Here is a 19,283-nt window from a genome sequence, read left to right on the forward strand (position 1 = left end):
CACTGAAAACTGTCTCGTCCGGGCTGGTCAACCCGTCAAAGGCGAGCGGAAGGCTATAACTTGCCTGTCCCTTAATGGGAAGCATCCCGTTACAAATCGTTAACCGCCACAGGTTTCTCCATCCAGGTGGTGTTTTAACCGCGTTCATGGCGGATCGATGGCCTTTCGCCCGAATGCCGTCACAGCCGCAGGGCAGGAGCGCGCCGTACGGGACCGTGAGCGGCCGGTTTGCGCGGTGGCGCGTTCCGGCTATCTCATGGAGGGGCATGCAGGATGGAGCGCGCGTGAGCGAAACCCGGGAAACTCAGCCATCCTCGCCCATCATTCCCGATGGCCGCCGGAGCCGTGTTCGATCCGGGCGCGGGCCGGGGCGGCTGGTCATCGTGCTGCTGGTTGTTCTGGGCCTGCTGCTGGCGGCGACCCTGACGCTGTACGCCGCCCGGCGCGAGGCCGCGCGGCAGGTTCTCATCGGATGGCTGGAACGGCGCGGCATCGAGGCCGAGATCGAGGTCGAACGGCTGGAGCTGGATACGCTGACGGCCCGCATCCGCGTGGGCGACCCGGACAATCCTGACTTCACAGTCGAGCGGGTCGAGGTGGACTACGCCCTGGGCCTGCCGTGGTCGGAAACCGGGCTGGGGGCGACGCCCAGCCGCATCCGTCTGTTCCGCCCCGTGTTGCGGGCCAGCTGGCGAGACGGCGTTTTCAGCATGGGGTCGCTGGACCCGCTGATCGAGGAATTCCGGGATCGCCCGCCGGGTCCCGAGGCGCGGGGCCCGTTGGTTCTGATCGAACAGGGCCGCCTGAATCTGGGCACGGACTACGGTCCGCTGGACGTGAGCGCGGACGCGCGGATCGAGGACGGCCGGCTGATGCGCCTGAGCGCGCGGGCGGGCGAGGCGGCGCTGGTCAGCGGCGATACGCGGATCAATCTGTCCGGGGCCCGGCTGGACCTGGCGACGACCGGCGAGCGGACACGGCTGGATCTCGCGGCGATCTTCGAGGCCATGGCGGCCCCGGGGCTGTCGGGCGAGGCGGTGCGCGTCGGGCTGAGCGGCGAGGCCCCCTATCCCGACCTGGATGAGCGACGCAGCGAGGGCGATCTTGACCTGACCGCAACCCTGGCGGCCGGGCGGCTGGAAGCGGGAGATTTCGCCGGCCGGGCCGTCGGCGCGCGCGTCGCCCTGGACGGCCGGATCAGCGGCTGGCTCGAGGCGTTCGAGCTGACGGGCGAAAGCGAAGGCATGGTCGGCGCCGACGCCCTGGCCCTGGGCCAGACCAGCGCCGAGATGGCGCGGGTGTCGTTCAGCGAGACGGGACTGGACGTGAGCCGCCGGGACGGGCGCATACAATGGCGGCTGGACGGCCCCATGACCCTGCTGACGGACCGGATGCGTTCAGGCGAGCTGGTCCTCACGGATCTGGATCTGCGGTCGGACGCGGTGTCGGCAGGCGGGCGCGGCGGCGAGGGGCAGGCGAGCGCCTTCGAGATCACCGCGCCGGCCTCCGTCCGCGCACGCAGTCTCACGTTCGGCGACCTCAATCTGAGCGGCATCGACGGCCGGATGGACACCGACGTGACGGGCGAGGGCGTGGTGCTGGTGGAGGCCGCTGGACGCCTTCAGGCAGACCAGGGCCGCTGGCCGCTGCTGGGCGCGCCGGGCGTGGATGATCCGCCCGAACTGGCGGCCCTGAAGCGGGCGCTGGGCGGCTTCGGTCTGGAGGCGCCGTCGTTCCGGCTAAGAACCGGAAGCACGGGGACGGAACTGGCGCTGGGTCAGGCGGCGCGCATCACGCCCCTGAACGGCGGGCTGGTCACCCTCGGCGCGCACCCGGGCGCGCCCCTGTACGCCGCCCGACCGGGCGAGACCGGCGGCGGGGCGCTGATCCTGGCCGCGACCGCGCCCGAGACGGACGTGCGGGTTCAGGTTCCGGACTGGCGTCTGACTCCGGACGGGTTCGCGGCGGTTCTGGACGGCGCGGCGGGCTTCAACTTCGGCTTCGCCCGCGACATCGACGTGGCGGCGGCGGGGATGCTGACCTCCGGCGGCGGGCGGCTGACCTTCCGGCCGGACGGCTGTGTGGCCATCACGGCGGCTCAGCTGGCCTTCGGCGAGAATGACGCGCGCGATTTGGCCGGCGACCTGTGCGCCGGCGACGGGCCGCTGGTCACGGTGACGGACGGCGGCTGGACGGCGACCGGGCGAATGCAGGATGCGGCCGCCGAGGTTCCCTTCCTGGCCATGCAGTTCAGCGACATGACCGGCCCTCTGACCGTGCGCGGGACCGAGGCGGGACTGGCGATGGACGCGGGCGTGGAGACCGCGCGGGTGGCCGACACCACCCAGCCGCAGCGGTTCTATCCGCTGAACGCCACGGGCAGCGCATCCCTCGCGGACGACGTCTGGCTGGGGCGGTTTGAGCTGTCGTCGGGACGTCACCGGCTGGGCAGCGTGGACCTGAAGCACGACGGCCGGATCGAAGCGGGGGGCGTGGCCTTCGACGCCTCGGGCCTGGTGTTCGCCGAGGACGGGTTGCAGCCGGACGATGTGACGCCCCTGACCGAGGGCTTGGTCGATCCGCCGGTGACCGGCGGCGCGGGCTTTACGGGCCGGTTCGACTGGACGCCGGAAGGCGCGACCAGCAGCGGCGTGCTGACCGTGGACGACCTGGATTTCGTCAGCCCGGCCGGGCCGGTGACGGGCCTGAACGGCGAGGTGGCCTTCACCAGCCTGACGCCGCTGGTCACCGCGCCGGACCAGCGCCTGACCGCCGAGGGCATCCAGGCCCTGGCCTCGGTGACGGACCTGAATCTGCTGTTCGAACTGGGCGCGGGGTCGTTCCAGGTGTCCGGCGCGGATCTGGACGTGGCCGGCGGGCGCGTGGTGATCGAGCCGTTCGACGTGCCGCTGGACCGGACCCAGCCCTTCGGCGGGACGCTGGTGTTCGAGAACGTGCAACTGGGCGAACTGATCGGCGGCGCCGGCTTCGGCGAGCAGGTGGCCCTGAACGCCGTGGTGTCCGGGCGCGTGCCCTTCACCTGGGACGCCGAGAATGGATTCCGGGTCACCAATGGGTCGCTCTATGCGGTTCAGCCCGGCCGGCTAGAGATCGCGCGCGAGGCCCTGAGCGGGCTGGAGGCGGGCGGCGGGGGCGAGGACGTGCCGCCCAATGTGGTGCAGGATCTGGCCTATCAGGCCATGGAGGAGCTGGCCTTCGACATCCTGACCGCCGAGGTCAACAGCCTGGATGAGGGCCGACTGGGGGTGCTGTTCCGCATCCGGGGCCGGCATGATCCGCCGCAGCGGCAGGAGCTGCGCCTGACCCTGTCAGAGCTGATCAGCCGGGAATTCCTGAACCGGGAACTGCCGTTGCCGTCGGGCACCGAGATCGACCTGACCCTGGACACCACCTTGAACCTGAACGAGCTGGTGTCGGACATCATGTCCCTGAACCGGGCCCGGCGCGGCGAAGTCGAGGAAAATACCGATGACGAATGATGAAACTTCGCCGTTCAGCGCGGGTTCACGCTAGATGGTGCTTATGGATGTGAACCGTTCAAACCGTGGAGCCCGCCGCCCATGATCTCGAAACGCGAAATCGCCGCTGTCTGCGCCATGGCCCTGGTGGGCGGCGTGGTCGCCTGTGCGCCGACGATCCGGCTGCAGGTGGATCCCATCCAGATCTACGCCAAGCTGGACGCCGACGTGCGTGTCCGTCTCGACCAGGAGCTGCGTGATCTCCTGGAAGAGAACCCCAACCTGTTCTGATCGGAGGATCGGATGATGAATTTCCGCAAGCTGTTCGTGATCGGCGCCGCTGTCGCCGCCCTCGGCGTGGCCGGCGCCTCCATGGCCCAGACCAACGCCCAGAAGGCCATGATCGACGAGGCCAAGGTCGAGGGCGTGGTGGGCGAGCAGGCCGACGGCTACCTGGGCTTTCGTTCCGGGTCGTCGGACGCCGCCCTGCAGGAAGCCGTGCGCGTGACCAACGCCGCGCGCCGGGAAGCCTACGCCGCCCGCGCCGAGGAGACGGGCGTGTCCACCGAGGTGGCCGCCGCCCGCATGTTCGAGGCTCTGCTGCGCGCGCGTCTGGCCGACGGCGAGTGGTACCGCAACGCCCAGGGCCAGTGGGTCCAGAACTGATCCGGCGGAGCTGAGCCATGGCTGCGTCCACGCCCGGTCCCTGGGGATCGCCGGCCCCGCCCCGAAGGGGGCCGGGGCCGCGTGCCCGTGTGGCGTCGGTTCTGCTGGGCGCCGCCGTTCTGGCGGGGCTGTCGGTGGCCGCCATGGGGTGGGGCTGGCAGGCCATGGGCGCGTCGCCCATGACGGTTCACGGCTGGATCGCCCTGAGCATCGGCGCGGTGGGCACGGCTGTGCTGGCGGCGGGCCTGATGCTGCTGGCCTTCCACTCCCACCGCAGCGGCCATGACGACCGGGTGGAATCGACGGAATCAATCAACGAGCGGATCAGGCGGCGGTTCTGACCGCGCCGTCCAGCAAGGGTCGCAGGATCTGGTCCGCCAGAGCGCGCACCACCGGCACGGCCACCGCATCGCCCATCAGCTTCAACGCCGCCACTTCGCTGGCGGGCAGGACGTAACTGTCCGGCAGACCCATCAGCCGGGCCGCCTCGCGCCCCGTCAGGCGGCGCACGCGCGTCCGGCCCTTGTCGCAGACCACCACGAACTGGCGTGACGAGCCGCCCGCCGGGGTGCGCAGACAGCCGGCGAGGCCGTCGAAGCGGATTTCCAGCCGCTGCACCTTCTGATCGTTCTCCACCCGAACCCGGCGATAGGCGGCGCCCACGCGGCGCTCGCCCGTGGCGACGGCCGCGTCCAGTCGGGCGCGATGCAGGGGCGACAGCAGGTCCAGCAGAGCCGCAGCCCGCTCTTCATCCAGCCAGTCGACGGCGTCATCGGGCTGGAGCAGGGCCGCAAGATCGGTATTGCGGCGGGGCGGGGCGGACAGCCGCCACCAGACCCAGGCCGCCTTCAGATCGTCGGGCAGGGCGTCATGGGCGGCGCGGATGCGGCCGGAATGGAAGGGCTCGGCGCCCTCACCGGCGCTCTCTACGGGCCGGCGGGCGGCGATGATGAACAGGCGCGGCCTTGACTGGGGCAGCCAAAGGGCCGCGTCCGCCTCCACCGCGCCGAAGACATAGCCGCCGTCATGCAACGCCCGGCAGACCGCAGCGAAGTCGCGGCCATGGTTGGACGTCAGCAGGCCCATGACGTTCTCGATGACGATCAGGCCCGGAGCCCGCCCCTGTTCGGCCAGACCGGTCATCAGCCGCCAGAAGCCCCAGAAAGCGCCCGAGCGCCGCGCGTCTAGGCCGCCGCGCGCGCCCGCCAGGCTGACGTCCTGACAGGGCGAGGAGGCCCAGGCCAGGTCCGCCCGGCCCGGCAGGTCGTCCGGCGTCAGATCCCAGACATCGGCGAGCTTGAGGATTTCGGGGTCGGCGTGGTTTGCGCGCCAGCTGGCGGCCTTGGCCCCGTCCAGATCATTGGCGAAAGTCGTGCGAAAGCCGTCAAGCCCGAGACCGGCAAGGCCGCCCCCGGCGAAGAACTCATAAAGGCTGAAGGGCTCGCGATTCGGCATGGTTCGACGCTAGCTTACCCGGCGCCCCCTTGCACGGGTGTCGTGCCCGCGCGCAATCTGCCGCCGAAACGGAGACAGTCCCATGCGCGCCCTCGCCCTTATCGCCCCGCTCGTTCTTCTGACCGCCTGTTCGCAGGGCGAAGAGCCCGCCCCCGCGCCGGAGCCTGCGGAACCGGAACTGGTTCTGGGCGATGTCAGCCTGAACGAGCCGCTGCGGGCGCTGGGGACCGAGCCGTTCTGGGCGGTGAACATCGACGGGGCGGGACTGGTCTATTCCGGCGTGGACCGGCCCGAGGAACGGGCGCCGAACGACGGGCCGCAGATTGCGGGGACCACGGCCATGTGGAGCGGCCAGACCGATGAGGGCCGGACGCTCAGCGTCACCCTGATCGAGACCGCCTGTTCGGACGGCATGAGCGACCGCACCTATCCGCTGACGGCGCGGGTCGAGATCGGCGAGGACGTGCTGAACGGCTGCGCCGCCTCGGTGGACTTCCTGATGAACACGGACGAACAGGGCCGGCCGCGGGCCTGACCGGCGAATTTTTCCGCCGCCGCTTGCCCCGAAAATGCCCAAATTGAGCCCGGAAAGGGTTCTTCAACCCTTGGCGAACATGATTTACAGCTTGCGACGCGAAAACGTCCGGAGCACGCCAACATGTCGAAACGGCTCACCGCCGCCCTGGTTGCGGCCTCGCTGGGATTTTTCACCCTGGCCACGCCCCAGACCGTCCGCGCCGATGAACCTTACTGGCAGTGCGTCACCTTCGCCCGCCTTCTCTCCGGCATCCAGATTTTCGGCGACGCCTGGACCTGGTGGCGTCAGGCGGTGAACAATTTCCGCACCGGCGACGCGCCCGAGGCCGGGTCCGTGCTGGTGTTCCAGCCTCACGGCCGCATGAACCGGGGCCACGTGGCGGTGGTCAGCGACATCCTGACCGAGCGCGTGATCCGCGTGACCCACGCCAACTGGGGCGGCAGCCGCGGCCGGGTCGAGGAGAACGTCACGGTGGTGGACGTCTCGCCCGACGGCGACTGGAGCCGGGTCAAGGTCTGGTACAACCCGATCAACAACCTGGGCTCGACCATCTATCCCACCTACGGCTTCGTCTATCGCAGCGCCGAGAGCGCCACCCGCGACGCCATCCAGACCGCCCAGACCCAGACTCAGGGTCAACCCTGAGCCGGTGACGACAGGGTCCGACTGAGGGCGTCCTGCGCAGCGTCTGGGGCAATCATCGGGAAGAAATGGTTGCCCTCCGCGACCACATCCACGGTGACGCCTTTGATCTGCGCGGGCCCGAGGCTGCACGTCGATCCCCGCTCTGCCTTCAGGATACGGACTGGCCGTTCCATCCGGCGCAGGACGGGCCAGGGATCGTGTCCCTGGGCGGCGTAGTTCGAGGCTTCCCAGCCCGGCGCGCAGATCAGCTCGACACCGTCGTCCACCTCCCGGAACCCGTCGCTCACATAGTCGGCCAGAACCTGCTCAGGCCAGTCCCGGAAGGCGCCGCGACCGCGATAGGCGTCTATGGCCTCTTTCCGATCCTTGAAACGGGTGCGGCGGCGCAGGGCCGCCGCCACGAGCGGGTAGCGACGCGCCATCCGTCCGGCCAGCGGCCAGCTCATCAAAAGGGAGGCGGCGCGCGGCAGGATGACCGGATCGAGCATGAGCACGGACTTCACGCGATGCTGGCGCCTCTCTGCGGCAAGAAGGGCCGCCACGGCGCCCATGGAGTGCCCGGCGAGCACCATGGGCGGGCCGTCCACGGCGTCGATCAGGGCGACCAGGTCCTCCCGGAAATCGTGCCAATCGCGTCGCCAGGCGGGGACCGCAGGCAAGGTGCTGCGCCCGTGCCCGCGCAGGTCCGGGGCCAGAACGCGGCGCTCTCCCGCAAGAGGCTCGAGCAGAAACCGGTATGTGGCCGCGTTGAATCCATTGGCGTGAACAAAGATCAGGTCGACGGGGCGTGTGCGCTCGCCGAGGTCCAGCACCGACATGGATCCGTCCGACTGACCAGGGACGGTCACACCCCAACGGGACATCATGGCCGGACCCGATTCAGCCCGCGCGACAGTCGGCGCACAGGCCATGACCCTCAATGGTCACGCGCTCCAGAACGTAGCCGTTCTGTCCGGCGGAACCGGCCAGGCCCGCTTCGGGCGGCGGGCTGACCTCCACCGCCGCACCACAGCAGTCACAGATCAGGAAGGCGGCCGCATGGGTCTTTTCGCCATGGCTGCAGGCCACGTAGGCGCTGATGGAGGCGATGCGGTGAGCCAGGCCCAGGCGCTCCAGGAACTCAAGCGCCCGGTAAACCGTCGGCGGTTTGGCGGCCTGTCCGTCTGTTCCATAGGCGGCGATGAGGTCATAGGCCTTCACCGGCTCGCCTGAGGCCAGCAGCAGTTCCAGAACCCGGCGACGGGGCGGTGTCATGCGTTCGCCGCGCCTCCCGCACCGGCTTTCGGCTTCCGCAAGGGCAGCCTTGACGTCCGCTGGAGCCAGGCCGAAGTCCTGCCGGTGGTGTGCGCAACCTTCGCCCATGGGAACCAGCTAATGGCTTGGGCCCGCAAGCGCAACGTTTCGTCCCGCGTTGCCGTTGAACGCCGTGTGGGCTAGAAGGCGCGCTCCCTTTTCCAACCCGAGCCTCGAGTTCATGTCTGACACCCAAGCGCCTGAAAGCCCGATCTCCGGCAACGTCCTGTTCTACAGCCAGCCCGAACCGCTCAATGCGGAGCGCCACGGCAAGCTGGGCGTGAACCAGGCTGAGAAGCCCTATGCCTTCGTCGGCGCCACCAACGCGGTGCCCCTGACGGTGACCGAGTTTTCGCCGGCCGCCCTGTCCTTCCCGGTGGTGTTCCTGGGCGAGCCGAAATCGCCGGTGGCGATCATGGGCCTGCGTCAGGACCAGAACCTGTTCGTGGACGAGGCCGGACAGTACACCTCCAGCGCCTATCTGCCGGCCTTCGTGCGCCGCTACCCCTTCGTCTTCGCCAATGACGAAGACAACAACCGCATGGTTCTGTGCATCGACCGCAGTGCGCCGTTCCTGGCGGAAGGCGGGCAGGCGCCCCTGTTCGAAGACGGCAAGCCCAGCGCCTTCACTGAGCAGGCCATGAAGTTCTGCAACGACTTCGAGCTGGAGCGTCAGCGCACCATTCGCTTCGTTCAGGTTCTCGAGGAACTGGACCTGTTCGAGGTCAAGGAGGCGACCTTCACGCCGCGCAATGCCGACGGCTCGCCCGGACCGGTTCAGAAGCTGGCCCAGTATTACGCCGTCTCCGAGGAGAAGCTGAAGGCTCTGCCCGCCGAGAAGCTGGCCGAACTGCGTGACAACGGCGCCCTGGGCCAGATCTACGCCCATCTGGTTTCGCTGCTGGGCTGGGACAGACTGGTGGCCCTGACCCTGGATCGCGCCGAGCGCGTTCCGGCCGCCGCCAACGCCTGATCGGCAGCGCGCGACATGACAGGGGCGGCGGAGCGATCCGCCGCCCTTTTTCATTTGTGACGACCGTTCGCCTCAGCGGCGCATGAGGAGCGTTCGGGTCAGGCAGGAAAAAACCAGACGGCCGTCCTCGTCCAGCAGGTCGTGCTGGGAAATGACCACGCCGCGGCCGTCCCCCACCGGATCCTTGCCCATGACGGTGATTCGCCCCCGAAGCAGCTCCCCCGTGGGCGGGTTGCGGATGAAGCGCAGGGCGTCGACCGCCAGCCCCTTGCTGACCGCCATGTCCCGCTCCGCTTCATCGGCCAGCTTTCGCCAGAGGGCGTAGATCATGGCCTCCGGGGCGCCGTCGGCCGCCGGCCATTGCGGGGCGAACCGGGTGATGAAGGAGGCCAGCGCTTCCTCATCTACTGCACAGGCCCCTATGGGGATGACCTGACCGACCTGAATATCCTCGAAATGCAGGCGGTCGGGCGATTCGGTCATGATCAGGCTGGCTCCTCGGACACCTTGACTAGCAGCTTGCCGTCATGGTCGCCGGTGAACAAGCGGTTCAGGGACTCCAGGGCCGATTCCAGCCCCTCGTCCACATGGACCTTCCACTGGATTTTTCCATCGGCCAGCCAAGGTCCCATCTCTGCGACCATTTCCCGGGCGCGGGGGGCGTAATCCAGAACCAGGAAGCCCCGGATGCTGAGGCGATGGGTGATGATGCGCGCGAAATTGGGCGAGGGCGGCGGCCGCGTCGCGTTGTAGGCCGAGATCAGCCCGCACACCGCCATTCGGCCGTGCACGTTCATGCGGTTCCAGACGGCGTTCATGATGTCGCCGCCGACGTTCTCGAAGTTGATGTCGATGCCGTCCGGCGCAAGCCGGTCCAGGGCCTCGCCCACGTCCTCGTTCTTGTAGTCCACGGCGCCGTCGAAGCCGAGCTCCTCGGTCAACCAGCGGCACTTATCCGGCCCGCCGGCGATGCCGATGACCCGGGCGCCCTTCTGTTTGGCGATCTGCCCGGCGATTGACCCGACCGCGCCCGCCGCAGCCGAGATCACCATGGTCTGGCCGGGCTCGGGCCGGCACACGTCGGTGACGCCGAAATAGGCGGTCAGGCCCGTCATACCCAGGACGCTGAGGTTGGCGGTCAGCGGCAGGCCCGGCGCCCGGTGCACGGGGCGCAGGCCGTCTTCGTGAACCACGACGTAGAGCGCCCACCCGCCGGAGATGGGCGTGACGATGTCGCCCTTCTTGAAGCGTTCGGACTTGCTGTCCTCCACCACGCCCAGCGTGAGGCCCCGCATGACCTCGCCCAGCTTGACGGCGGGCAGGTAGCCTTCGGCGTCATTCATCCAGGTGCGGTTGGTGGGGTCCAGCGACAGATAGATGGTGCGAACCAGAACCTCTGAGTCCTTCAGGTCGGGAACCGGGCTTTCCACCAGCTCCAGGTCTGTGGACTGCACCAGACCTTTCGGGCGCTGGCGCAGGATCCATTGGCGATTGGTGAGGGCCATATCGGGTCTCCGGGACGTTTTCTTTCAGGACGCACCTTGACCGGCATCAACCCAAAAGAAAAGGGCGGGTCCGTGAAGGACCCGCCCAAGTCAGCATCATCGAGAATGAGGCGCGGAGGCGACAGACTGGCTTGCGCCAGTCTCAAGTCGGGGGGGCGTCGCCGCCTCCGCATGATGAGAACACCGACCTCTCGTACGAGTTCCCGAGCCCTGAAATTAATTCGTGTCGGAGGCGAACGGCCAAGCTTCGGAACGGCCAAGCCTTGCGAACGTTTGTCCTGTGACACAGGAAAAACAGCCGCAAGGGCTGTCCCAGAAACGGAGCATCATCCATGACTCAACAGCCGCCCAACGATCACGGCAATTCCGAAGACCACGGCCCGGTGGTCTCCCCGCAGCGGGCGCGACAGGGGCGGGGCGGCGTTCGGATTCTCGTGGTTCTGGCCGTTTCCCTGATCCTGATCGTCCTGATCTACATGCTGCTGTGGGGCGGAACCCAGGAAGAGCTGGGCGAGCTGGAAACCGCGCCGGAAGAAGCGGCCGCGGCCCGGACCTTCGAAGGGGATGCTTCGGCCCCGCCGCTTCCGAGCGATGGCGAAGCGCCCGCCACGCCTGAGTAAGCAAAAAGGCCCGGCGATGAGCCGGGCCTTTTCATTCGCGGGACATGCAGCGCGATCAGGCCGCTTCGGTCTGGCGCGCTGGATGGAAGAACAGCGCCTGGCTGATCGCCGCCTTCACCGTTTCCGGCTGGAAGGGCTTGGTGATCAGGAAGGTGGGCTCCGGCCGCTCGCCGGTGAGCAGGCGCTCCGGGAAGGCGGTGATGAAGATCACCGGCACATTGATGCTTTTCAGGATGTCCTTGACCGCATCGATGCCGGACGATCCGTCCGCCAGCTGAATATCGGCCAGCACAAGGCCGGGCCGATGGCGGCAAACGGCGTCGACGGCCTCGTCGTGGGTGGTGGCCGTGGCCGATACCTTGTGACCCAGTTCCGTCACCAGGGACTCGATGTCCGCCGATATGATCGGCTCGTCCTCGATGATCAGGACGTCGGTCGCGAGCTCCGCGTCGATCTCTCGCTGGGCTTCACCGATCAGGCCTTCGATATCGGCCAGTTCCGCGTCCAGGATCTGGGCCGCCTCCGAAGGCGTGAACCCTTCCAGCGCGGTAAGAAGGAAGGCCTGACGCGACTTGGGCGCGATCTTCAGCAGGCGCTGCGAGGCGTCCTCGCCGCCTTCCAGCCCGCTCTTGTCCTCGAGCTTCGCACCCGTCGCGACCCAGATGGTGTGAAACACGTGATAAAGCGCGACGCGGGGCGTCATGGATGCGGGGAGCTGCTGCTCTCCCGCTGCTAGGGCCTCAAGCGCAACACGGACATAGTTGTCGCCCGTTCCCTGATCACCGGTCAGAGCGCGCGCATAGCGGCGGACATAAGGTAGGTGAGGCGCAAGTCTCGCCAGCAGGCTCATTCTTTGATTCCCCGACTTAGGTGTTCATTGACCCGGCGCTTGAGAAACGCCGGGCGGTGATGCGGGGAACGTATCCAGCGGGCAACGGTTCCCGATCGAAAGGCGAAGCTTGAGCATTAAATCCGCGTCATGCAGGAACTCCGCCTGACAGAAGGCGTTGACCGTCCCGAACTGACACGCCAAGGCGTGCGCATCATCAAAGAGTGGGCGGCAAGCGCTTCATGATCGATCAATCACATCCATCGCGTCGGCCTCCGGTCCCCGATGATGACGGACACGGCGACGACGGGCTGGAGGAGGCGCGCCTGCGTCAGCAAGCCATTGGCGTGAAGCTGCGGCACATGTTCGACCAGGTGGTCAATGAACCGGTGCCGGACGAATTCCTCGACATATTGCGCAAGGCCGACAAGAAGGCCGAGGGCGGCTCATGACGGGCGCGCGATCTGCGGCTCCGAAACCTCCTTCGACGGACGACGAAGCCTTCAAGCGTCAGCTGGTCGCCCTGATCCCGCACCTGCGCGCATTCGCCCGCACTCTGGCGGGCGACCCGACGGCTGCCGATGATCTGGCCCAGGACGCCATGATGAAAGCCTGGGATGCGCGGGCAAGCTATCAGATGGGCACCAACATGAAGGCCTGGACCTTCATGATCCTGCGCAACCAGTTCTATTCGGAGAAGCGCCGATCCTGGCGTCAGTCGCAACTGGATCAGGAGGCGGCCGAACGGACTCTGGTGGCCGTTGACGACCCTGAGGCGCCCGTTGCGCTGGATGAACTCCGGCTGGCTCTGGCGAGCCTGCCCGAGGAGCAGCGCGAAGCGCTGGTTCTGGTGGGCGCCGGCGGCTTCGCCTACGAGGAAGCCGCTGAAATCTGCAACTGCGCGGTCGGCACAGTGAAGAGTCGCGTGAGCCGCGCCCGCCGGGCCTTGCAGCAAACCCTGGAGCAGGGCGGTTACGCCCGGGACGGCAAGGCCGCAGGCGACGCCATGCGCTCGATCCTCGCCGACGCCGATCGGCTGAGCGCGCCGAGGCAGGACTAGGGCGATGGTCCGGCTGGGGCGACGGTTCGCCTCCACCAGGGCGCAGGGAATCCGCTTTCGCCTGGCTGCGGCCATGGCGGTCGGATTGCTGCCGATCCTGCTTCTCAGCGCCATCCAGACCCAGGCGGCTTTCCAGCGGGAAGCCGAGGACAGGCGCAATGACCTCGTGCTGGCCGCGGAGCGCAGCGTCACGACGGCCAAGGCGCGGCTGGACAGCGCCTCGGTGCTGCTGGAGGTTCTGCGGCCGGAGTCCATCGGTCTGTACTGTGCGCCGCGGCTGAGGGCCCTGGTGGCCGAGCTTGACGGCTATGACGCGCTTTACCGTTTCAGTCCCAGCGGTCGGGTGGCCTGCGCATCGAACTCGGTCCAGGGCGGCTTGACGGTTCGGGACACGGACTGGTTCTCGCGGCTTCAGGGCGGCGAGACCGTGGTCCTGACGCGCGCGCCCGACAGGCTGGCGACCGAGCCGGCGCTGCTGGCGGCGGTGCGCTCCGAACGACCGATGGGCGCCTTCGACGGGGTGCTTGCGGCGGTGATTCCCTTGTCGGCGCTGCAGCCCGACGTCAGGGACCGCGCCCTTCCAGAGGGCACCCAGGTGGCGCTGACGGACGCCTCGGGCGCGCTGTTGACGGCCACAGATCCCGAGGCGTTTGAGACCCAGGGCGGGGACGGGCTCTCGGGATGGGTGGACAGGGCGCGTGAGGGCGCGGTGGAGTTTCGGGCGCGGGACGCCTCGGGACGATCCCGGCTCTACGCCGGCGCCGCCCTGGCGGGGCGCGACGTCTATGTGCTGTTGTCGACGCCGGACCCCGGATTGCTGTCCTGGGCCCAGCTGAACCCCACCGGGACGCTTCTGTTGCCCCTGGCTGCCTGGCTTATGGCCTTTCTGGCGGTGATGATCTTCACAGATCGGATCGTGATCCGCTGGCTGGACTATCTCGAACGCGTCGCGGCCATCTACGCCAAGGGGCGCTTCACCGTGCGTCCGGTCCAGGCGGAGAATGCCCCGGCGGAGATCCGCGTTCTGGCCCGAACTCTTGACGACATGGCGGAGGCGATCGGCGAGCGCGACCAATCCTTGCTGGATGCGCTTGAGGAAAAAGATGCGCTGATGCGCGAGATCCACCACCGGGTGAAGAACAATCTCCAGATCATCTCATCCCTGCTCAGCATGCAGCAGAGAGCCCTGACGGACCCGGCGGCGCGTGCGGCCATCGGCGACACGCGACAGCGCATCTCGGCCCTGGCCCTGATCTATCGCACCCTGTACCAGAGCCCCGACATTCGAGAAGCGGATCTGGCGGATTTCCTGCGGGAGCTCACCGGCCAGCTGGTCGCCTCGGAATCCGGCCGGGGGCCCGTGGTTTCCAGCCAGGTCACCGCGGACTCTCTGGTCATCGACCCTGACCGTCTGGCGCCCCTAGCCCTGTGGGCTGTCGAGGCCATCTCCAACGCCCAGAAACATGCCTTCGCGGGGCGCGGCGGAACCTTGCAGGTCCGGTTTGTGGTGGAGGAAAACGCCTGCCGACTGGAAGTTGAGGACGACGGTCCCGGCGCGGATATCTCGCAGCTGGACGGCGGTGTCGGGCGTACGCTCATGACGGCGTTCGCTCGCCAGCTTCGCGGCGAGGTGAGTTTCACCACGCCCCCGGGCGGCGGCACGATCGCGCGGCTCACCTTTCCCCCGCCCGAACCGCCGCCGCCTTCCGTACACGGCGCGCTGACCTGAGCTGTGTTCGGGAACTGCAAGGGTGTGGTGACGTTAGCTTGACTGTCACTGTCACGCTCCGGCGCCGCCGGGGCCATAGGAGCAACACCATGCGCAAGATTTTCGCCCTCGCGGCCGCCGCCGCCATGCTGACCGTCGCCGCCTGCAACACCGTCGCCGGTGTCGGCGAGGACGCCCAGGCCGCCGGCCAGGCCGTCGAGAACTGCGCCGAAGGCGCGACCTGCTGATCGGCTGAAGCCGAACGACATCGCGAGCCCCGTGGCCCCTGGCTGCGGGGCTTTCGTGTATCTGGACCCCGGGGAATTCACGCTCTAGCGTGCGGTCCGGCCGTCCGCAGAGGCGGCGGGGGGACATGGAATGAGCGCACAGGCGTCAGCGGATCAGGCGGGCAAGGGGCCCGGTCTTCGCACCGTCGTGGGGGCGTCGGCCGCCGGCACCGCCTTCGAATGGTATGACTTCTTCATCTTCGGCTCACTGACCGCGATCATCGCGCGGCATTTCTACGCCGAGGTGGGGGAGGCGACCTCCTATATCCTGGCGCTGCTGACCTTCGGGGTCGGGTTCGTGGTGCGGCCCCTGGGCGCCCTGGTGTTCGGCTGGTTCGGGGATCAGGTGGGGCGCAAGACCACCTTCCTGGTGACCATCACCCTGATGGGGGTCGCCACCGTCGCTATCGGCCTTCTGCCCGATTACAGCCAGGCGGGCATCATCGCTCCGATCCTGCTGATCAGCATGCGCATCCTTCAGGGGTTCGCCCTGGGCGGCGAGTACGGGGGCGCCGCCATCTTCGTGGCCGAGCATTCCCCCAATGAGAAGCGCGGCTTTCTGACCGGCTGGATCCAGACCACCGCGGCGCTGGGTCTGATCGGGGCGCTGGTGGTGATCATCGTCACCCGCCTGATCGTGGGGACCGAGGCGTTCAATGAATGGGGCTGGCGCATCCCCTTCCTGCTGTCGGCCTTCCTGCTGGTGATCTCGCTGTGGATCCGCATGAAGCTGCATGAAAGCCCGGCCTTCCAGCGCATGGCCGCCGAAAGCACGGAAAAGCGCGCGCCGTTCCGGGAATCCTTCCTGACCTGGCGCAACGGCCGGTTCGTGCTGCTGGCCCTGTTCGGCATCATGATCGCCCAGGGCGCGGTCTGGTACGCCGGCTATTTCTACACCCGCTTCTTCATGGAGCGGGTGCTGAAGGTAGAGGTGGCCACGGTGGACGCCCTGGTGCTGGCGGTGACCGTGTGCTCGGCGTTCCTCTATGTGTTCTTCGGCTGGCTGTCGGACCGGGTGGGGCGCAAGCCCGTCATGCTGTTCGGCATGATCCTGGCTCTGGTGGCCTTCTTCCCCGGATTCCAGGCCCTGACGCGGGCCGCCAATCCGGCCCTGGCCGAAGCCCAGGTCTCGGCCCCGGTGACGGTCATCGCCGATCCAGCCACCTGTGCGGTGCAGTTCGATCCGGTGGGCCGCGCCGCCTTCGCCTCATCGTGCGACCTGGCCAAGGGCGTGCTGTCGAATGCGGGCGTCAGCTACCGCAACGAAGCCGCCCCGGAAGGAACCACAGCGATGGTGCGCATCGGCGACCGCCTTATCCCGTCGCTGGAGGCGTCCAGTCTGGACGCCGCAGGCGTCGCAGCCGCCCGCGCCGATGTGCAGGCGCGGGTGCGCGGGGCCCTGCTCGAGGCCGGCTATCCGGAACGGGCCGATCCGGAGCGTATGAATCTGCCCGCCGTCTTCGGCATCCTGTTGGTGTTCATCATCGCCGCCACGGCCCTGTATGGGCCCCAGGCCGCCGCCCTGGTGGAGCTGTTCCCGACCCGGGTGCGCTACACGGCCATGAGCCTGCCCTACCACATAGGCACCGGCTGGGTCGGGGGCCTGCTGCCCGCGGCCAGCTTCGCCCTGGTGGCCTGGTCCGGGGATATCTACTTCGGTCTGTGGTATTCGGTGGCCTTTACGGCCGTGGCGGTGATCGTCAGCCTGATCTGGCTGCCGGAGACCAAGGGCCGCGATCTGGATTCCATCCAGACGTGATGCAGCCGGTCCGGCCCGTTTGCGTTCGTCTGTGGCACCCTCCCCCTCGTCAGGAGCTTCGACATGTCCGACCCCAAGGCCGCCGGCCGCGCGCTGATCCGTGAACACGCCCTGATCGCGGGCGAGGCGATCCCGGTGAAGGGCGAGGGCATCGCCGTGGACGATCCGGCGACGGGCGAGGTCATCGGCCATGTGCCCGATCTGGGCGCGGCCGAGACCGAACGGGCGATCCAGGCCGCGCACGACGCCTTCGCCGACTGGTCCCGTTCCGACCCGCACGAGCGCGCCGCCTTCCTGCGCCGCTGGGCCGCCCTGATCGACGAGAACGCCGAGGGCATCGCGGCCCTGATGGCGCTTGAGAACGGCAAGACCCTGGCCGAGGCGAAAGGCGAGGTGACCTACGCCAACGGCTTCATCAAATGGTCGGCGGGCGAAGCCGAACGCATTTTGGGCGAAACCCAGGACACGCCGCTGGGGCATCTGATCGTGACCTTCAGGGAGGCGGTGGGGCCGTGCGCCCTGATCACGCCGTGGAACTTCCCGGCCGCCATGCTGGCGCGCAAGCTGGGCCCGGCCTTCGCGGCCGGCTGCACGGCGGTGGTCAAGCCCGCCAGCCAGACCCCCTTCACCGCCATCGCCCTGGTCGAACTGGCCTATGAGGCGGGCCTGCCCACAGGCGCCCTGTCGATCATCACCGGCGACGCGGCCACCATCGGCGGCGTCCTGACCGCCTCGCCCCTGATCCGCAAGCTGTCCTTCACCGGCTCGACCCCGGTGGGCCGCAAGCTGGCGGAGCAGTGCGCCCCGACGCTGAAGCGGGTCTCCATGGAACTGGGCGGCGCCGCGCCCCTGATCGTGTTCGAGGACGCGGATCTGGATCTGGCCGTAGCCGAGACCATCAAGGGCAAGTTCCGCAACTCCGGCCAGACCTGCGTCTGTCCCAACCGTGTCTATGTGCACGCCTCCATCGCCGAGACCTATGCAGACCGCCTGGCCGCCGAAGTGGCGAAGCTGAAGGTCGGAAACGCCTTTGAGGCGGACGTGAAGGTGGGCCCGCTGATCGAGGACAAGGCCCTGGACAAGGTCGAGGATCACTTGACCAAGGTTCAGGCGGCAGGCGGCAAGGTGCTGACCGGCGGGTCCCGCCATGATCTGGGCGGCCGCTTCTTCCAGCCCACCGTGACCCTGGGCGGCGACGACGCGCTGTTCCGCGAGGAAGAGACCTTCGGCCCGCTGGTGCCGGTGTTCGCCTTCGAGGACGATGCGGAAGTCCTCCAGAAGGCCAACGCCAGCCCCTACGGCCTGGCCTCTTTCGTCTTCACCCGCGATCTGGACCGCGCCATGCGCGTGGCCCGGGGGCTGGAGAACGGCATCGTCGGCGTGAACGCGGGCATGGTCTCCACGCCCGTGGCCCCCTTCGGCGGGGTCAAGCAGTCCGGCTACGGTCGCGAGGGCTCGGCCCACGGCATCGAGGAATATCTGGACATCAAGGCGGTGACCCTGAACCTGAAGTAGGTCAGACTTTCTTCAGGGACCGTGCGAAATCCGCGACGTCCGCGATCGCCAGGCTTTCGCCCTCGAACCAGAAGGTCGTGAGAGCTTCATGGTTGAGCGTCACCCATTCCAGGGCCTTGGGAGCGATCCGCTTCAGATCCCGCTCGTCCAGGCTGCTGGCCAGGATGCGAGGATTTGGTCCGATGGAGATCGAAGCGCTGGGTTGGTGACGCCCCGGCTTTAGGTAGAGCTTCACGCGGGGACCGTGCTGGCCCAGGGCGGTCGAGATGAAAATGGTCGCGAGGACGCCGGTCCAGTCGGGCGGAAGATTGGCCATCTCGAAGATATCCTCCTCTTCGAGTGCAGTGATCTCCTCGTCGAGCGTCGGCTCACGATCCGTCCAGACAGCGGGAGATTCAGAAAAGCCCATGGCCGAAATCATCCTCTTGACCCCCGGTTGAGTCAAACCGGCAAGGCGCCGCGCTTGACCACCGTGCGCATGGACACCGATGAAGACACCCGCGTCACGCCGGGGATGCGGGTCAGTTCCTTGGAGTGGACCCGCTCCAGATCATCCACGTCCCGCACCACCAGCCGCAACAGATAGTCAGACCCGCCGGTCATCAGGTGGCACTCCACCACCTCGGGGACAGTGGCGATGGCGGTCTCGAAGGCGGTCAGGGCGCTTTCGGACTGGGACGACAGGGTCACGGTGACGAACACGCTGATGGGCAGGCCCACGGCGCGCTCGTTGATGATGGCGGTGTAGCGGCTGATGACGCCCGCCGTCTCCATGGCCCGCAGGCGGCGCAGGCAGGCGGACTCCGACAGATTCACGGCGCGGGCCAGATCCACATTGCTGATGCGGCCGTCCTCCTGCAGGGTGCGCAGCATCTTCCGGTCGACAGTATCCAGTTCAACGGCGGAAACGGTCTTCATGGCGGCTCCTGACGCAATATCCTGCGTGTTTAC

22 protein-coding genes are annotated in these 19,283 nt (G+C 67.9%); 14 read left to right on the plus strand and 8 right to left on the minus strand.

The window, feature by feature from the left end; all coding sequences use genetic code 11:
* Positions 1–284 precede the first annotated feature (284 nt).
* The 4 genes from ACI8U3_RS06530 to ACI8U3_RS06545 all read left to right on the plus strand — a co-directional run bounded on the left by ACI8U3_RS06530 (position 285) and on the right by ACI8U3_RS06545 (position 4,486).
* Positions 285–3,500 (plus strand): YdbH domain-containing protein, encoded by a 3,216-nt coding sequence (locus ACI8U3_RS06530; RefSeq protein ID WP_415014063.1) that lies wholly within the window; start codon positions 285–287, stop codon positions 3,498–3,500.
* A gap of 81 nt (positions 3,501–3,581) precedes the next feature.
* Positions 3,582–3,770: a YnbE family lipoprotein gene (locus ACI8U3_RS06535; RefSeq protein ID WP_415014064.1), complete on the plus strand. Its 189-nt coding sequence runs from the start codon at positions 3,582–3,584 to the stop codon at positions 3,768–3,770.
* 12 nt (positions 3,771–3,782) lie between these two features.
* Entirely contained in the window at positions 3,783–4,145 is a 363-nt protein-coding gene (locus ACI8U3_RS06540; RefSeq protein ID WP_415014065.1) for a DUF1318 domain-containing protein, read from the plus strand.
* A gap of 17 nt (positions 4,146–4,162) precedes the next feature.
* Positions 4,163–4,486, plus strand: coding sequence for a hypothetical protein (locus ACI8U3_RS06545; protein WP_415014066.1), 324 nt, complete (start codon positions 4,163–4,165; stop codon positions 4,484–4,486).
* Here the strand turns inward: ACI8U3_RS06545 and dcm are convergent.
* Positions 4,470–5,600, minus strand: a complete 1,131-nt coding sequence (gene dcm / locus ACI8U3_RS06550) for a DNA (cytosine-5-)-methyltransferase (RefSeq protein ID WP_415014067.1) — start codon at positions 5,598–5,600, stop codon at positions 4,470–4,472. The genes ACI8U3_RS06545 and dcm overlap by 17 nt on opposite strands.
* A gap of 82 nt (positions 5,601–5,682) precedes the next feature.
* Here dcm and ACI8U3_RS06555 point away from each other — a divergent pair, with 82 nt between their 5' ends.
* Positions 5,683–6,135 (plus strand): COG3650 family protein, encoded by a 453-nt coding sequence (locus ACI8U3_RS06555; protein WP_415014068.1) that lies wholly within the window; start codon positions 5,683–5,685, stop codon positions 6,133–6,135.
* A gap of 123 nt (positions 6,136–6,258) precedes the next feature.
* The gene (locus ACI8U3_RS06560; protein WP_415014069.1) at positions 6,259–6,783 is read left to right on the plus strand and encodes a CHAP domain-containing protein; all 525 of its coding nucleotides are present in this window, start codon (positions 6,259–6,261) and stop codon (positions 6,781–6,783) included.
* Here ACI8U3_RS06560 and ACI8U3_RS06565 read toward each other — a convergent pair.
* Both ACI8U3_RS06565 and ACI8U3_RS06570 read right to left on the minus strand, forming a co-directional pair.
* Complete coding sequence (locus ACI8U3_RS06565; RefSeq protein WP_415014070.1) at positions 6,774–7,601, minus strand: alpha/beta fold hydrolase; 828 nt, start codon at positions 7,599–7,601, stop codon at positions 6,774–6,776. The genes ACI8U3_RS06560 and ACI8U3_RS06565 overlap by 10 nt on opposite strands.
* A 61-nt stretch (positions 7,602–7,662) precedes the next feature.
* Positions 7,663–8,037, minus strand: coding sequence for a Fur family transcriptional regulator (locus ACI8U3_RS06570; protein WP_415014071.1), 375 nt, complete (start codon positions 8,035–8,037; stop codon positions 7,663–7,665).
* A gap of 220 nt (positions 8,038–8,257) precedes the next feature.
* Between ACI8U3_RS06570 and ACI8U3_RS06575 the strand changes: the two genes are divergently transcribed.
* Positions 8,258–9,049 carry a SapC family protein gene (locus ACI8U3_RS06575; protein ID WP_415014072.1) on the plus strand — a complete coding sequence of 264 codons (792 nt, stop codon included), beginning with the start codon at positions 8,258–8,260 and terminating at the stop codon, positions 9,047–9,049.
* 72 nt (positions 9,050–9,121) lie between these two features.
* Here the strand turns inward: ACI8U3_RS06575 and ACI8U3_RS06580 are convergent, their stop codons facing one another.
* A complete protein-coding gene (locus ACI8U3_RS06580) occupies positions 9,122–9,532 on the minus strand; it encodes an acyl dehydratase (RefSeq protein WP_415014073.1) in 411 nt (136 codons plus the stop codon).
* 2 nt (positions 9,533–9,534) lie between these two features.
* Entirely contained in the window at positions 9,535–10,554 is a 1,020-nt protein-coding gene (locus tag ACI8U3_RS06585) for an NADP-dependent oxidoreductase (protein WP_415014074.1), read from the minus strand.
* 332 nt (positions 10,555–10,886) lie between these two features.
* Between ACI8U3_RS06585 and ACI8U3_RS06590 the strand changes: the two genes are divergently transcribed.
* Entirely contained in the window at positions 10,887–11,174 is a 288-nt protein-coding gene (locus ACI8U3_RS06590) for a hypothetical protein (RefSeq protein ID WP_415014075.1), read from the plus strand.
* A 55-nt stretch (positions 11,175–11,229) separates the two neighbouring features.
* Here the strand turns inward: ACI8U3_RS06590 and ACI8U3_RS06595 are convergent, their stop codons facing one another.
* Complete coding sequence (locus ACI8U3_RS06595; RefSeq protein WP_415014076.1) at positions 11,230–12,024, minus strand: response regulator; 795 nt, start codon at positions 12,022–12,024, stop codon at positions 11,230–11,232.
* Between the two features lie 203 nt (positions 12,025–12,227).
* Here ACI8U3_RS06595 and ACI8U3_RS06600 point away from each other — a divergent pair, with 203 nt between their 5' ends.
* From ACI8U3_RS06600 to ACI8U3_RS06625, 6 genes are all read left to right on the plus strand, one after another.
* Positions 12,228–12,455 carry a NepR family anti-sigma factor gene (locus tag ACI8U3_RS06600; protein ID WP_415014077.1) on the plus strand — a complete coding sequence of 76 codons (228 nt, stop codon included), beginning with the start codon at positions 12,228–12,230 and terminating at the stop codon, positions 12,453–12,455.
* Entirely contained in the window at positions 12,452–13,063 is a 612-nt protein-coding gene (locus ACI8U3_RS06605; protein ID WP_415014078.1) for a sigma-70 family RNA polymerase sigma factor, read from the plus strand. Before ACI8U3_RS06600 ends, ACI8U3_RS06605 begins: the two co-directional genes overlap by 4 nt.
* Positions 13,064–13,067: 4 nt before the next feature.
* On the plus strand, positions 13,068–14,792 hold the full coding sequence (locus tag ACI8U3_RS06610; RefSeq protein WP_415014079.1) for a sensor histidine kinase: 1,725 nt from the start codon (positions 13,068–13,070) through the stop codon (positions 14,790–14,792).
* 89 nt (positions 14,793–14,881) lie between these two features.
* Positions 14,882–15,019, plus strand: a complete 138-nt coding sequence (locus ACI8U3_RS06615) for an entericidin A/B family lipoprotein (protein ID WP_415014080.1) — start codon at positions 14,882–14,884, stop codon at positions 15,017–15,019.
* Positions 15,020–15,149: 130 nt separating this feature from the next.
* Positions 15,150–16,817, plus strand: a complete 1,668-nt coding sequence (locus tag ACI8U3_RS06620) for an MFS transporter (RefSeq protein ID WP_415014081.1) — start codon at positions 15,150–15,152, stop codon at positions 16,815–16,817.
* Positions 16,818–16,880: 63 nt separating this feature from the next.
* A complete protein-coding gene (locus tag ACI8U3_RS06625) occupies positions 16,881–18,332 on the plus strand; it encodes an NAD-dependent succinate-semialdehyde dehydrogenase (protein ID WP_415014082.1) in 1,452 nt (483 codons plus the stop codon).
* A 1-nt stretch (position 18,333) separates the two neighbouring features.
* On the opposite strand, the gene ACI8U3_RS06630 is transcribed toward ACI8U3_RS06625, so the two are convergent.
* Entirely contained in the window at positions 18,334–18,741 is a 408-nt protein-coding gene (locus tag ACI8U3_RS06630; protein WP_415014083.1) for a hypothetical protein, read from the minus strand.
* Positions 18,742–18,773: 32 nt separating this feature from the next.
* A complete protein-coding gene (locus tag ACI8U3_RS06635) occupies positions 18,774–19,250 on the minus strand; it encodes an Lrp/AsnC family transcriptional regulator (RefSeq protein WP_415014084.1) in 477 nt (158 codons plus the stop codon).
* Positions 19,251–19,283: the final 33 nt, after the last annotated feature.

This window comes from Brevundimonas sp. (assembly GCF_047617075.1).
GTDB lineage: Bacteria > Pseudomonadota > Alphaproteobacteria > Caulobacterales > Caulobacteraceae > Brevundimonas.